This window comes from Micromonospora sp. NBC_01796, assembly GCF_035917455.1.
In the GTDB taxonomy this organism is placed as follows: Bacteria; Actinomycetota; Actinomycetes; order Mycobacteriales; family Micromonosporaceae; genus Micromonospora_G.
On record NZ_CP109078.1, the window covers coordinates 5,021,389 to 5,035,383 of the forward strand.

General features: G+C 72.0%; 11 protein-coding genes. 5 read left to right on the forward strand and 6 right to left on the reverse strand.

The window, feature by feature from the left end; genetic code table 11:
- Window positions 1–2: 2 nt before the first annotated feature.
- Complete coding sequence (locus OIE47_RS23240) at window positions 3–998, reverse strand: aldo/keto reductase family protein (RefSeq protein ID WP_326556645.1); 996 nt, start codon at window positions 996–998, stop codon at window positions 3–5.
- Between the two features lie 62 nt (window positions 999–1,060).
- Entirely contained in the window at window positions 1,061–5,935 is a 4,875-nt protein-coding gene (locus OIE47_RS23245; RefSeq protein WP_326556646.1) for a hypothetical protein, read from the reverse strand.
- A gap of 212 nt (window positions 5,936–6,147) precedes the next feature.
- Here OIE47_RS23245 and OIE47_RS23250 point away from each other — a divergent pair, with 212 nt between their 5' ends.
- Genes OIE47_RS23250 through OIE47_RS23260 form a run of 3 tightly spaced genes read left to right on the forward strand, consistent with a single transcriptional unit; the run spans window position 6,148 to window position 8,796 of the window.
- Window positions 6,148–6,954: an ABC transporter permease gene (locus OIE47_RS23250; RefSeq protein WP_326556647.1), complete on the forward strand. Its 807-nt coding sequence runs from the start codon at window positions 6,148–6,150 to the stop codon at window positions 6,952–6,954.
- Window positions 6,947–7,768: an ABC transporter permease gene (locus OIE47_RS23255; protein ID WP_326556648.1), complete on the forward strand. Its 822-nt coding sequence runs from the start codon at window positions 6,947–6,949 to the stop codon at window positions 7,766–7,768. The genes OIE47_RS23250 and OIE47_RS23255 overlap by 8 nt, the downstream gene beginning before the upstream one ends.
- Entirely contained in the window at window positions 7,768–8,796 is a 1,029-nt protein-coding gene (locus OIE47_RS23260) for an ABC transporter ATP-binding protein (RefSeq protein ID WP_326556649.1), read from the forward strand. Before OIE47_RS23255 ends, OIE47_RS23260 begins: the two co-directional genes overlap by 1 nt.
- 6 nt (window positions 8,797–8,802) lie before the next feature.
- On the opposite strand, the gene OIE47_RS23265 is transcribed toward OIE47_RS23260, so the two are convergent.
- Window positions 8,803–9,366, reverse strand: coding sequence for a helix-turn-helix domain-containing protein (locus OIE47_RS23265; protein WP_326563206.1), 564 nt, complete (start codon window positions 9,364–9,366; stop codon window positions 8,803–8,805).
- Window positions 9,367–9,431: 65 nt separating this feature from the next.
- On the opposite strand from OIE47_RS23265, the gene OIE47_RS23270 reads away from it, so the two are divergent.
- Together OIE47_RS23270 and OIE47_RS23275 are read left to right on the forward strand one after the other, a co-directional pair.
- On the forward strand, window positions 9,432–10,118 hold the full coding sequence (locus OIE47_RS23270) for an AzlC family ABC transporter permease (protein WP_326556650.1): 687 nt from the start codon (window positions 9,432–9,434) through the stop codon (window positions 10,116–10,118).
- Window positions 10,112–10,420 (forward strand): AzlD domain-containing protein, encoded by a 309-nt coding sequence (locus OIE47_RS23275; RefSeq protein ID WP_326556651.1) that lies wholly within the window; start codon window positions 10,112–10,114, stop codon window positions 10,418–10,420. Before OIE47_RS23270 ends, OIE47_RS23275 begins: the two co-directional genes overlap by 7 nt.
- A gap of 62 nt (window positions 10,421–10,482) precedes the next feature.
- On the opposite strand, the gene OIE47_RS23280 is transcribed toward OIE47_RS23275, so the two are convergent.
- From OIE47_RS23280 to nadA, 3 genes are all read right to left on the reverse strand, one after another.
- Window positions 10,483–11,097 (reverse strand): DUF3043 domain-containing protein, encoded by a 615-nt coding sequence (locus tag OIE47_RS23280; protein WP_326556652.1) that lies wholly within the window; start codon window positions 11,095–11,097, stop codon window positions 10,483–10,485.
- Between the two features lie 78 nt (window positions 11,098–11,175).
- Window positions 11,176–12,531 (reverse strand): UDP-N-acetylglucosamine 1-carboxyvinyltransferase, encoded by a 1,356-nt coding sequence (murA, locus tag OIE47_RS23285; RefSeq protein WP_326556653.1) that lies wholly within the window; start codon window positions 12,529–12,531, stop codon window positions 11,176–11,178.
- A gap of 233 nt (window positions 12,532–12,764) precedes the next feature.
- Entirely contained in the window at window positions 12,765–13,934 is a 1,170-nt protein-coding gene (nadA, locus tag OIE47_RS23290) for a quinolinate synthase NadA (protein WP_326556654.1), read from the reverse strand.
- Window positions 13,935–13,995: the final 61 nt, after the last annotated feature.

Consider the following 13,995-nt stretch of genomic DNA (forward strand, 5'->3'; position numbering starts at 1 on the left):
GACTACGGGCGGGCCGGGCTCTGCGTCTTGGCCGGGTCCCGTTCGGTGATCGGCGAAACGATCTCGTCGATCGCCTTGAGCAGGTCGGCGTCGAGCTTGACCCCGGCCGCCTTGACGTTGTCCGCGACCTGCTCCGGGCGGGTCGCGCCGACGATCGCCGACGACACGTTCGGGTTCTGGAGCACCCAGGCGACCGCGAGCTGGGCCAGGCTCAGCCCGGCCTGGTCGGCCAGCGGCTTGAGCTGCTGGACGGTGGACAGCACCTCGTCGGTCATGAACCGGGCGATGAACGACGCCCCGGACTTCTCGTCCGTGGCCCGGGAACCGGCCGGCGGCGGCTGGCCGGGCAGGTACTTGCCGGAGAGCACACCCTGGGCCATCGGGGAGAAGACGATCTGACCGATGCCGAGTTCCTCGCTGGCCGGCACCACCTCGCCCTCGATCACCCGCCACAGCATCGAGTACTGCGGCTGGTTGGAGACCAGGTGGATCTTCAACTGCCGGGCCAGCTCGTACGCCTCGCGGATCTGGTCCGCGCGCCACTCCGACACCCCGATGTAGAGGGCCTTGCCGGAGCGTACGACGTCGGCGAACGCCTCCATCGTCTCCTCGAGCGGGGTGGTGTAGTCGTACCGGTGGGCCTGGTACAGGTCGACGTAGTCGGTCTGCAACCGGCGCAGCGAGCCGTTGATCGACTCCATGATGTGCTTGCGGGACAGACCCCGGTCGTTCGGGCCGGGACCGGTGGGCCAGTAGACCTTGGTGAGGATCTCCAGACCCTCCCGGCGCTGGCCCTGCAGGGCGCGACCGAGCACCGACTCGGCGCGGGTGCCGGCGTAGACGTCGGCGGTGTCGAACGTGGTGATTCCGTGGTCCAGAGCGGCTTGGACGCAGGCCAGGGCGGCGTCCTCCTCGATCTGCGAGCCGTGGGTGATCCAGTTGCCGTACGAGATCTCGCTGACCTGGAGACCGGAACGGCCAAGGTGTCGGAAGTCCATGCCCAAGACCCTAACCTCTGCCGATATCGTTTCAATGATCGACTAGCCGGGCCGCCGACAGGTCAGAGCACCGGCTTGGTGTCCGCCAGCAGCCGGTCGATCTCGTCCATCACGTCGTTGCGGCTCGGGTGGACCGGGTCGATCAGCAACTCCCCACGCCGGTCGAGCGCGCCCCACTGGCCGTCCGGGGTGGCGATCAGGAACGCCACCGGGTGGATCACCATCGCCGGGTACGCCGGTGACACGATCACCCGACCGGTCCGGTCGACCACACCCTTGCGCCCGCCGAGGTCGACGATCGCGAGTCCCTCGTCGGTGAACCCCTCGACGTAGCGCCCGTCGGTCAGGGCGGTGGCGAACGCCGCGTACCGGGTCGGCAGGACCTCCCGACCGGTCTTGTCGACCGCACCCCAGCCCCCGCGCCGGATCGCGGCGATGCCCCGACGGAACGGCCGTACGTCGTCGCAGCCCTGCCCGATCACCACCTGGTTGTTCTTGTCGACCGCGATCCATCCGCCGGTACCGTCACGGGAGACCCAGGCCAGTCCGTCGGCGAACGACCCGACGCCGAGGTAACCGGCGTTCGCCCCGATGAGCAGCTCACCGGACTCGTCGATCAGCTCCCAGGCGCGGGCTTCCGGTCGGCGTACCCAGGCCACCCGGTCGTGGAACGGCTGGGCGTCGGCGTAGCTCGGCGCGATCGCGGACTCGCCCTCCGGTGTGGTGTAGCCCCACCGCTGCATCCGTTCACTGAACGTCGGCACCGGCGGCCGGTGCACCTGGAGGATCTCGTCCCTCTCCCGGGGGTACGGTCCCCAGCCCTGCTGCGCCACCTTGCTGAACACCGCGTCCAGCGCGAGTTCGGTACGGGCGATCAGGTCCGGATCCTCGACCTTGCGCAGCTCCAGCGCCTTCTCGAAGTGGTTGCACGCCTCGATGTACCGGCCCTGGTCGTAGCAGGAACGGCCGGCGTGCTCGTGCATGGTGGCGCGCAGCCGGTCCGGCAACTCCGACGAGTTCGCCTCCTCGAACAGCCGGTCGGCCTCGGCGAAGTCGCCCCGCCACTGCAACACGTGCGCCAGCCGGGCCTGGGCGATGGCGATCCGCCGCAGCTCGCCGGTGGCCTCCGCGTGACCCAGGGCGAGCTTGCCGTCGGCGAGCGCCTTGCCCAGGTCGCCGAGGATCCGGGAGACGACCGCGCGCAGGCTGAGCAGCCGTGCCCGGGTCCGGTTGTCCTGCGCCGGATCGACCTTCTCGGTCAGCCGGTCCCGGATCGCCCGCAACTCGTCGGGATCCTCGACCAGCTCCCGCAGGGTCTCGTGGTGGAACCGCCACCGGTACGCCGAGAGCACCTGCTCCGGGTCCGGGGGCGGTGGTTCGGGCGTCTCCTCCTCGGCCGGAGTCTCGTCCGGTGTCCGCTCCTCCGGCGAGATGATCGGGGTGAGCATGGTCGGCGCCCGCAGTGCCGTGGCGGCACCCGCCGCCGGGCCCTCCGGTGCGGGCAGCACGGTGTCCGGGCTGGCCTCGGCAACCGGTGAGCCCGGGGGAGCGGTGGCGAGCGGTGGCCCGGAGACCGGCACCGGATCCTCCGGCAGCGGGCCCTCGGCCGGGTACCCGTCGTCGGCCGGACCTTCCTCGTCGGTCGAGCCCTGCACCGGTGCCCCGGCGTCGCCCGCCGGCCCGGTCGGCGCATCGCCCGTTGCCTGCCCCGTCGACGGTCCGACCGCCGCATGGTCCGAGGTGGACCCGTTGGCGCCCGGATCGGTCGGTGCCCCCTGTTCCCGCGCGTCGGTGCCGGCCGGGTCCGCCGATACCGGGCGGGTCGTGCCGGCGATCGGACCGGCCGGTACGTCGGACGCGGCCCCGCCCGGCGTCACCGAAGCGGAATCGCCCGTTACCGCGTCGACGCGGATGCCGTCGGCGACCGCCGATTCCCCGGCCGGTCCGCCGACACCCGCCGCCGATCCGCCCGGAGCGTGGACGGCTGTTGCCGATTCACGGGGAGCGTGGACACCTGTTGCCGACACACCGGGGGAGCCGCCATCCGTTTTCGGCTCGCGGTCGGGTGCCGTCGCCGTGCTGCCGGACGACGCCGTCGCAGTGCCGCCGGTGGACGCTGCTGTCGCCGTGCCGCCGGTGGACGACGCGGTCTGTGTGGTGCCGGTGGCCGGAGCCGTCACTGCGGCGTCATCGGTCCGGGCAGGAGCGGGCGGCGGCCAGGGAGCAGGGGGTGTCGAGGGAGCGGGCGGCGTGCCGGTCGGCAGGGCAGCGGGGATCGCACCCGTGAGCGGGTCCGGCACCCGGTCGGGGTCGGTCGGTCGTGCGGCGTCGGGCAGACCGGTCGAGGTCGGCTCCGACGGCTGTGCCCCGACCACCGGGCCGGACTCCGGCACCGCAGGCCCGGCGGGCAGCGTGGCGGCGGCTTCGGCATCCCGGCCCGCGCTGGCATCCGGCACCGACCCCGGCGACACAAGCTCCGCCGATGCCGATGCCGATGCCGATGCCGATGCCGATGCCGATGGCGATGGCGGCGCCGGTGCCGAAGGCGGTGTGGGCGGGGGCGGGGTCGGCGCCGGCACGGTGGCCGGTGGTGGGGCGGGGTCGAGCCGAACCACGGGTGCGGGGGGCTCGACGGGTGCGGGCTCGACCGGAGCGGGTCGGGGTGGGGTCGGCGGTGGCGGCGCGGTGAGGAATTCCAGGCGCAGTCCGGCGGCCGGCGGGGCGGAGACCGGCGTACGCGGCAGGTCGTCGTGCTCCTCCGGCCCGCTCGGCGAAACGGGGTGGGCGGTCGCCTTGTCGTCGGCGGTCGTCGGCGGCCAGCCCGGAGTGGAGTCGCGGTCCTCGGCCGGGCCACCGGTGCGCTGCGACGGCACCGGTTGTTCAGCCGGTGCCGGCTCGGGAGCCTGGTGCTGCCGTTCGCGCTTGGGGGTGAACAGGTCGGCACCGCTCGGCAGCGGCTCGTTCACCACCGGCGGACCGGAGGTGGGCGCGGTCGCCCGGTCCGGTGTCCGGTACGGCGGCACCGCCTCGGCGAGCGGCCAGCCCTGTCCGGGCGGCACCTGGCCGTGCCGTCCCTGCTCGACCGGCCGGTCGTGGGCAGAGCGCCCCTGCTCGACCGGTCGCTCCTGACTCGGGCGGGTGTGCTCGGTCGGCCGGTCCTGGCTGGGCCGAATGTGTTCGGCGGGACGGTCGGGCCGGGTCGGCGTGCCGGGGCGGCCGGCGGTCGGGCCGGCTTCGGTCATCGGCGGGCGACCGGTACCGGGGTCGGACGACCGGTAACCGTCGCGCGTCGGCGGCTGGTCCTGGCGTACGGCGGGACCACGGTCGGGGGACCAGCCGTTGTCCGGACCCGGTCCGGCCCACCGGTCGTGCGGCGGTACGGGTTCCTGCTCCGGACGGCCGGTGTTCGGCGGTTGCCGGCGCGGTGGTTCGGCACCGGGCGGGTAACCCTGCTCGCCCCGGCTCGGCCGCTCGGCCGGGCCGTCGCTCCGGCCCGGCCGGGCTATGCCACCGGGACCGATCGGGACCTGGGCGTCAGGTGCGGACCAGCCCCTCGGCTGGGTGCGGCCCGGTCCCTCGGAGTTGTCGAACCGGCGGTCGGCCGACGACGGGCGGCGGCCGGGCAGGGCCTGGGTTTCCTCCGGCGCGGAGTCCGGTCGCCAACCGCCGGACCGGTCGTACGGCGCAACCGGACCCGGCCCACTCCATGTCGCTTCCGGACCCTGCCCGCTCCACGCCGCTTCCGAACCCGGCCGGTACGGCTGGCGCTCCCGCGCCTCCCGGTCCCGCTCGTACGTCTCGGAGTCGTACCCGCCGGGGCGGCCCCGATCCTGCTGGTAGCGCTGGTCGGGTCGGTCGGTCGCCCGGTACTCGCCGTGCCCCGAGCCGCCCGGTCCACCGCGCCCGGGACCGCCCGCCCCACCACGATTCTGCCCACCGGGGTAGGCGGGACCGGTCGGATGGGCGGGACTGACCGGGTGGGCGGGACTGACCGGGTGCGCCGGACTGACCGGACGAGCCGAACCGACCGGGTGGGCGGGACTGACCGGGTGCGCGGGGCTGACCGGGTGCGCGGGGCTGACCGGATGAGTGGAGCCGACCGGGTGGGCCGGGCTGACCGGGTGGGTGGGTCCGACCGGGCGCGCGGGTCCGACCGGACGAGCCGGCGGAAGGGGCCCGCCCCAGTGCTCGGCCCGGTCGGGTGCGGGCGGCGTCGTCCCCCACCCGTCCTGGGCCGGGCGCCGGCTGTCCGTGGTCGGATACTGCCCCCGCTCGCCCGCCTGGCCGTACCCGGACGGCTGGCCCTGCCCGCGATCGCCGCCCTGGCCCGGCTGCCGGTCGTGCCGCGAAGAGGACGTGTCGTGCCGCGAGGACGAGGGGTCGTGCCGGGAAGAGGACGAGTCAGGCCGTGAGGACGAGTCGTGCCGGGAAGAGGACGAGTCGTGCCATGCGGAGGGGGCGTGGTCCGACTGTCGGCCGTGCCCGGACGGTGAGCCGTGGTCCGAGGGCGGGCCGTGCCGGGAGGGCTGGCCGTGGTCCGGGTGTTGGCCGTGCCTCGAAGGTGGACCGTTCTCGGGCTGCTGACCGTACCGGGAGGGTGGGGTGTCGGAGGTGGAGGTCGGGCGGTGACCCTGGGAGACGTGCCCGGACGACTGTCCGTGGCCCGAGGCCGGACCACGACCCGCCTGTTGGCCGGAGAAATGGGACGGGTTCGAGTCGTCGGGGTGCGACGATGGTCCGTCGGACGGGTAGACCCCGGCCCGGCCGGAGACGACCGAGGCGCGGCCACTGGCCGCTGGGCGTTGCGGTGTTCGCTTCGGTCCGGGGTCGCCCGGATACCGCTGGCCGGGGAAGGCGGCCTGCCACTCGGTGGTCGGTTCACCCATCCAGGAGGGCTCGGGCGGGTCTCCCCACCGGTCCCGGTAGCGATCCGTCATGATCCGACCCCGTTCCGGCGGGGGGCGCGGCGCGGCCGTTGGAACGGCTCGCGGCGCTCAATCACGGCGGTGTCACCTCGTCGGAAATTCTCACTGGGCAGCCGGGGGCGCCGGGTAAAGTCGCCCGGCTCGCTGCAGCGTGGTCGCGGAAGGAGGGTAACGGCGTGGGCTCGGTCACCGCCACTGCGGCACCACCGATCAGTAGAAACATCATGTCCTTGTTCCGGACATTTACTGCGATAACAGGATCAGGGTACCGTCGTTATTCGACGTACCGACAGGCGACGTTCGCCGGAGCCTTCACCAACACCGTCTTCGGCTTCCTCCGGTGCTACGTACTGCTCGCCGTGGCCACCGGGGTCGGCGGCCCGGCGGCCGGTTACGACCCGGCGCAACTGGCCACCTTCGTCTGGGTCGGGCAGGGAATGCTCGCCGTGGTGGGACTCTGGGAACGGACCGACCTGGCTGATCGGATCCGGACCGGGGACATCGCCACCGACCTGCTCCGGCCGGTCCACCCGGTGGTCAGCTACCTCGCCACCGACCTCGGACGGGCGGCGTACGCGATGCTGACCCGGTTCGTCCCGCCGGTGCTCACCGGCCCGATCTTCTTCGACGTCTACCTCCCGAACCGCTGGTACACCACCCCGCTCTTCCTGGTCTCGACGTTCGTCGCCGTGGTCCTCTCGTTCTGCTGCCGTTACCTGGTCAACGCGACCGCCTACTGGCTGCAGGACGTACGCGGGCCGATGGTGCTCTGGACCCTCGCCTCCGGCGTACTCGCCGGTCTCTACTTCCCGCTGCGTTTCCTGCCGGAGTGGATCAGCGTGCCGCTGTGGCTGGCCACCCCGTTCCCGAGCCTGATGCAGACCTCGCTCGACGTGGTGGTCGAACGCGACCGTCCGGCGGTGCAGGTCGGCCTGGTCGGCGTACAGGTGGTCTGGGTCGGGGTGCTCCTGTTCGCCTGCCGTGCGGTGCAGCGGCGGGCCGAGCGGCGACTGGTGGTGCAGGGTGGCTGAACGGGAAAACCCGGCCGGACCGGGCGCGGGTTACCTGGCCCTGCTGCGCGGGCAGGCGCGGTCGCAGGCGTCGTACCGGACCTCGTTCGCCATCGACCTGGTCAGCAACGTCGGCGCCACCGTCTTCGACGTGGTCACGGTGCTGGTGCTGTTCCAGGTGACCCGGATCCTCGGCGGTTTCGACGTACGCGAGGCGATGGTGATGGTGGGGCTGTCCGCCTGTTCCTTCGCCACCGCCGACCTGGCCGTGGGCAACATCGAACGGGTCCAGCAGTACGTCCGGACCGGGCTGATGGACGCGGTCCTGGTACGCCCGCTCGGCGCCCTGCCGCAACTGCTGCTGATGGACCTGCCGCTGCGCAAGCTGTCCCGGGCGGCGTTCGGGCTCGCCGTGCTGGTCGTGGCGCTGGCCGCGGCCGACATCGACTGGACTCCGGGGCGGGTCGTGCTGGTGGTGGTCGCCCCGCTGGCCGGGACCGTCTTCTTCGCCTCGATCTTCGTCGCCTCGGCCACCCTGGCGTTCTGGTGGATCGACTCGGGCCAGGTCGGCAACGCGTTCACCTACGGTGGTCGGGACTTCACCTCGTACCCGATCACCGTCTACGGCGGATGGTTCCGCGCGATTTTCGCGTACGGCCTGGGTTTTGCCTTCGTGGCCTACCACCCGGCGCTGGCGCTGCTGGGCCGGGCCGACCCGCTGGGCCTGCCGGGCTGGGTCGGTTGGGCCGCGCCGGGCGTCGCGGGGCTGGCCGCCGTCGGCGCCGCCGCCGCGTGGCGCGGCGGCATCAGACACTACCGGAGTACGGGGTCCTGATGAGCGACGTCATCGAAGCGCGCGGACTGCGCAAGGAGTTCACGGTACGGGTGAAGACCGGCCGGTTGCGCCGGACGAAAAAGGTCGTCGCCGCGGTCGACGGGGTGGACCTGGTGGTGGCCCGGGGCGAGATGATCGGCTACATCGGACCGAACGGGGCCGGCAAGTCGACCACCCTGAAGATGCTCACCGGTGTGCTGATGCCCTCGGGTGGCGACGTACGCGTCTGCGGGCTGACCCCGGTGGCGCAGCGGACCCGGCTGGCGATGCGCATCGGGGTGGTGTTCGGCCAGCGTTCCCAGCTCTGGTGGGATCTGCCGCTGCGGGACTCGTTCGACCTGCTGCGGCACATCTACCGGGTGCCATCCGCCGAGCACGCCGCCCGGCTGCGCCGCTGCCGGTCCCGGCTCGACCTGGAAGAGTTCCTCGACACCCCGGTCCGGCAACTCTCCCTGGGGCAGCGGATGCGCGGTGAGCTGACCGCCGCGCTGCTGCACGGGCCGGAGGTGCTCTTCCTGGACGAGCCGACCATCGGCCTGGACCTGGTGAGCAAGCAGGCGGTCCGGGAGTTCCTGGGTGACCTGGGCCGGGCCGGGGACACGACCCTGGTGCTCACCACCCACGACCTGGCCGACATCGAACGCCTCTGCCGCCGGCTGGTGGTGATCGATCACGGTCAGGTGGTGCACGACGGCGACATAGAGGCGCTGCACGCCCGGTACGGTTCGCGCCGCCTGGTCGTGGTCGACCTGGACGAACCGCTGGCCGATCCGCCGGTCCTGCCCGGTGCGCCGGTGCGGCGGATCGAGGCGGACGGTCGGCGGCTGGTCTTCGAGTTGGAGTCGGCGACCGCGGGGGAGGTGGTGGCCCGGCTGGCCGGGCTTACCACCCTGCGCGACATCGCGATCGTCGAGCCGGACATCGAGGACGTGGTCCGTCGCCTCTACCAGACCCCCGCGCCGCCCGGTGTCATCCCACTCCAGGCGCCGGAATCGGTTACCCGTGCCGATCTCACGGGTGCTCCATGAGCCCGCTCACGGGTGCTCCATGACGAGCACGGCGAAGGTGCCCGGGGCGAGCGCCTCGTAGCGGTGCGGTACGTCGCCGGGAAAGGCGGCGTAGTCGCCCGGTTCGAGTTCCACCGGCGCCGAGGCGGGTCCGGTACGCAGCCGTCCGGCGCCCACCACCAGGTGTTCCATGCTGCCGGGGATGTGCGCGGTCGCCTCGCGTACGGCACCGGGTTCGAGGGTGAGCAGGTAGATGTCGCGCCGGGCGTGGGTCGAGCCGGCGGCGAGCAGGGTGCCGGTGAAGTCGGCCTGTTCCGAGCGGATGCCGCTGCCGTAACCGGCCCGGACCACCCGTACGGCCGGGGCGGGTTCCTCGACCAGCCGGCTGAACGGCACCTCCAGTGCGACGCCGAGCGCCCAGACCGTTTCCACGCTGGGGTTGCCGGTCCCGGCTTCGAGCTGGGAGAGCGTCGACTTGGCGATGCCGGCCCGGCGGGCCAGTTCGGTGAGCGAGATCCCGGCGCGTTCCCGTTCCCGGCGCAGGGCGGCGGCGATGGTGGCCACGGGCGAGCTGGGTTGGGACGGTGGCATGTTCGCTCCATCGGTCAGGCTGTTCGGTTTGACGAACGCGGGCACGGCGTTCATTATTCTGAACCATGCGTACGGTAGACCGAACAACCGACCGCGCACTGCTGCGTGACATCGGCGCGCTCAGCGTGGCGATCATCGCGGTCGGCGCCTCCTTCGGCGCGATCGCGCTCGCCGCCGGGCTGCCGGTCTGGGCCGTGATCACCATGTCCACGGTGCTCTACGCGGGCGGGGCCCAGTTCATGGCCGTCGGGCTGGTCGCCGCCGGCAACCCGCTCGCCGCCGTACTCGCCGGACTCCTGCTCAACGCCCGGCACCTGCCGTTCGGGCTCACCCTCGGCGACACCCTCGGTACGAGTTGGCGGTCCCGAATCGTCGGCGCCCACCTGATGACCGACGAGACCACCGCGTTCGCCCTCGCCCGGCCCGAGGGTGCCGAACGACGACGGGCGTACTGGCTGGCCGGGGTGCTGCTCTTCCTCGCCTGGAACGCCGGCACCGTGCTCGGTGTGCTGCTCGGTGGGATCGCCGGCGACCCGAACCGGCTCGGCCTGGACGCCGCCTTCCCGGCCGGTCTGCTCGCCCTGCTGCTGCCCGTTCTGCGGGACCCGGACACCCGTCGGGTGGCGGTGGTCGGGGCGCTGGCCGCCGTGCTGCTCACCCCGGTCCTGCCGGCCGGTCTGCCGGTACTGCTGGCCCTGGGCGGGCTCGGCGTACTCGCCCTGCCCCGACGCAAGCCGGTACGGCCATGCTGATCGCGGTGATCCTGGCCCTGGCCGTCGGCACGTACGCGTTCCGGCTCTCCGGGGTGGTGCTGCGGGAACGGGCCGACCTGCCGGACTGGCTGGCCCGGCTGCTCCCGATCGCCGCCGCCACCATGCTCGCCGCACTGGCCGCCACGGCGGCGCTCACCGAGGGCGGTGCCTTCGCCGGCATCGCCCGCCCGGCCGGCGTACTGGTCGGCCTGGCACTCGCCGTACGCCGGGCACCGTTCGTACTGGTGGTGGTCGCCGCGGCCGGCACCACCGCCGTACTCCGCCTGCTCGGCGTCGCCTGAGTTCCTGCCCGGTGTCGCCCGAGGCTCTGCCCGGCGTCGCCCGGTCGGGGGGAGCGCGGGGTTTAGATCTTGTCGCCGATCTTGACGCGGGGAGTGGGTGCGCGCATCCGGCGGAACGTGATCGAACGCATGATCGCGTAGAGGTAGAGCGAACCCATCCGCAGCTCGGACTTGGGGAACCGCTCGGTGACCAGCTTCTTGATCCGCCGGGAGATCAGGATCGAGTCGATCACCAGACCGATGGCGAGCGCACCCCAGAGCAGGTTCGAGATCAGCCGTACGGGATCCGGCATCGCGGCCGACGAACCGATCAGCACGATCAGGGCACCACCGAAGAACCAGGTGCCGATCGTACGGCGGGAGTCGACCACGTCACGGGCCAGCACCCGCTCCGGTCCCCGGTCACGGGGTCCACCCTCGCGACGGAACTCGGCCGCCGCCTCGGCCCGTGCGGCCCGACGACGCTCCCGCGCCTCCTGCTTGTTCGCCGGTGGGCGGGTCTCCACGGCGCCCGCTCGACGCCCCGCACTCGGGCGCTTCGGCGTCTCCTTGCCGAGCTCCTTCTTGCTGGGGGTGTAGCCCCTGGGGCGGGCGGCATCGGTCGACTCCTCGGGCGTCACCGCGGTGACGTTCTCCTCGACGAGGTCGGTGGGCTTACGGCGAAACAACGACGGCACGGATGAAGGGTAGCGGGCGGCTGACGCCTCCCACACATCACGGTGCGGGAGGCGTCAGCGGCTACGCCGTATGTGCTGCTACGGGCGTTCTACGTGGGCACCGAGGGCGGAGAGCTTCGCCTCGAAGTCCTCGTACCCGCGGTTGATCAGGTCGACGCCGTACACCCGGGAGGTGCCCTCGGCGGCCAGTGCGGCGATCAGGTGGCTGAACCCGGCCCGCAGGTCCGGGATGACCAGGTCGGCCGCGTGCAGCTTGCTCGGGCCGGCGATGACCGCGGAGTGCTTGAAGTTGCGCCGGCCGAACCGGCACGGGGTGCCGCCCAGGCAGTCGCGGTAGACCTGGATGGTGGCGCCCATCTTGTTCAGCGCCTCGGTGTAGCCCAGGCGCTGCTCGTACACGGTCTCGTGCACGATCGACAGGCCCCGGGCCTGGGTCAGGGCGACCACCAGGGGCTGCTGCCAGTCGGTCATGAAGCCGGGGTGGACGTCGGTCTCCAGCGCCACCGCCTGCAACTCGCCGCCCGGGTGCCAGAACCGGATGCCGCCCTCCTGGCCCGGCGAGCCCAGCTTCGGCGGGCGGGCGTCGGTGACCTCGTACGCGCCGCCGACCGACCGGAACACGTTCAGGAACGTCATCATGTCGACCTGCTCGGCACCGAGCACCTCGACGTCGCCGCCGGTGGCCAGTGCCGCCGCCGCCCAGCTCGCCGCCTCGATCCGGTCCGGGATCGGCCGGTGGGTGTAACCCTGGAGCCGGGGTACGCCCTGGATCTCGATCACCCGGTCGGTGTGCACCTTGATGATCGCGCCCATTTTCTGCAGGATCGCGATCAGGTCGACGATCTCCGGCTCCACCGCCGCGTTGCGCAGCTCGGTGACGCCCTCGGCCATCACGGCGGTCAGCAGCACCTGCTCGGTCGCACCCACACTCGGGTACGGCAGCTCGAACTTGGTGCCGTGCAGGCCGCTCGGCGCGGTGAGGTGCATGCCCTCCGGCGCCTTGTCGACGACCGCGCCGAACTGCCGCAGCGCCTGGATGTGGAAGTCGATCGGCCGGGGGCCGATGTGGCAGCCACCCAGGTCGGGGATGAACGCGTGCCCGAGCCGGTGCAGCAGGGGCCCGCAGAACAGGATCGGGATCCGGCTCGATCCGGCGTGCACGTTGATCTCGTCGGTGGTGGCGCTCTCCACGTTCGCCGGGTCGAAGATCAGCTCGCCGTCCTCGGCGCCGTCACTGACCCGGACTCCGTGCAGTTCAAGCAGACCTTTGACGATCTCGACGTCGCGGATACGCGGGACGTCGAACAGGCGGCTCGGGGTGTCGCCGAGCAGGGCGGCGACCATCGCCTTCGAAACAAGATTCTTGGCGCCGCGGACCCGGATCTTCCCCGACAACGGGGTACCTCCGTGCACGACCAGTACGTCGTCGGTCAACGCAACCTCCAGCGGAATAGATGCTGCCGGGTAAGGGGTGCGGGGCGGCTGAGCGTCACTCACGGCCGTAGCCCGTAGGGCGCAGCCGCGGGGATACGGCTGGCTCTGTGTCGCCTGGGCAGCATAGCGCTCCGTGACCGAAATGGCGTTGGTCACCCCGACCTAGATGGCACGAAATCGGGACGTCACTGCCTATCGGTACGGCGGCCATTACTGCAAGTAATTGGATCTGCTCACGGAAGGGCGAGCATCTGGTCCAGTGCCACCTTGGCGTGGTGCGCGGTGTCCGGATCCACCGTGATCTGGTTGACAACCCGGCCGGCGACCAGCTCCTCCAGCGCCCACACCAGGTGCGGCAGGTCGATCCGGTTCATCGTCGAGCAGTAGCAGACCGCCCGGTCGAGGAACATGATCTGCTTGTCCGGGTGGGCGTTGGCGAGCCGGCGTACCAGGTTCAGTTCGGTGCCGACCGCCCAGGCCGAGCCGGCCGGCGCGGCCTCGATGGTCTTGATGATGTACTCGGTGGAACCGACGTAGTCGGCCGCCGTCACCACGTCGTAACGGCATTCCGGGTGCACCAGCACGTTTACCCCGGGGACCCGGGTCCGAACCTCGTTCACACTCTCCAGAGTGAACCGGCCGTGCACCGAGCAGTGCCCGCGCCAGAGGATCATCTTGGCCTCGCGCAACTGCTCCGCGGTGAGCCCACCGCCCGGCTTGTGCGGGTCGTAGAGCACGCAGTCGGCCGGGTCCAGACCCATCTCCAGCACCGCGGTGTTGCGACCCAGGTGCTGGTCGGGCAGGAACAGCACCCGTTCCCCGCGCTCGAACGCCCACCGCAGCGCCCGTTCGGCGTTCGACGAGGTGCAGACCACACCGCCGTTGCGGCCGACGAAGCCCTTGATGTCCGCGGACGAGTTCATGTACGTCACCGGCACCGTCGAACCCGCGACGCCCAGCTCCTCCAGCACCTCCCACGCCGTCTCGACCTGGGGCAGCGCGGCCATGTCCGCCATCGAACAGCCGGCGGCCAGGTCGGGCAGGATCACCTGCTGCCTGTCGGTGGTGAGGATGTCGGCGCTCTCGGCCATGAAGTGCACACCGCAGAAGAGGATGTACTCCGCGTCCGGCCGGGCCGCGGCCTCGCGGGCGAGCTTGAACGAGTCGCCGGTCACATCGGCGAACTGGATCACCTCGTCGCGCTGGTAGTGGTGGCCGAGCACGAACACCCGCTGGCCGAGTTTGGCCTTCGCCGCGGTCGCGCGGGCGACCAGGTTCGGGTCACTCGCCGGGGGAAGCTCCCCCGGACAGTCCACGCCACGCTCGCTGTCCGGGTCGGTTCCGCGACCCAGCAGGAGCAGGGCGGTAGCGGTGTTGGACGGCTCTACCCAGGTCGAAGTCACGCCCTCCATGCTCCCACAGCGCGGGGCGCCCGCAGCGCCTGCCGATGTGGGCTGCCACACT

Coding starts and splice junctions, on each gene's coding strand:
- OIE47_RS23245 (WP_326556646.1), bottom strand. CDS start 5,935: ATGACGGATCGCTACCGGGACCGGTGGGGAGACCCGCCCGAGCCCTCC.
- OIE47_RS23270 (WP_326556650.1), top strand. CDS start 9,432: ATGCGTACGGTAGACCGAACAACCGACCGCGCACTGCTGCGTGACATC.
- OIE47_RS23260 (WP_326556649.1), top strand. CDS start 7,768: ATGAGCGACGTCATCGAAGCGCGCGGACTGCGCAAGGAGTTCACGGTA.
- OIE47_RS23240 (WP_326556645.1), bottom strand. CDS start 998: ATGGACTTCCGACACCTTGGCCGTTCCGGTCTCCAGGTCAGCGAGATC.
- OIE47_RS23250 (WP_326556647.1), top strand. CDS start 6,148: ATGTCCTTGTTCCGGACATTTACTGCGATAACAGGATCAGGGTACCGT.
- OIE47_RS23275 (WP_326556651.1), top strand. CDS start 10,112: ATGCTGATCGCGGTGATCCTGGCCCTGGCCGTCGGCACGTACGCGTTC.
- OIE47_RS23265 (WP_326563206.1), bottom strand. CDS start 9,366: ATGCCACCGTCCCAACCCAGCTCGCCCGTGGCCACCATCGCCGCCGCC.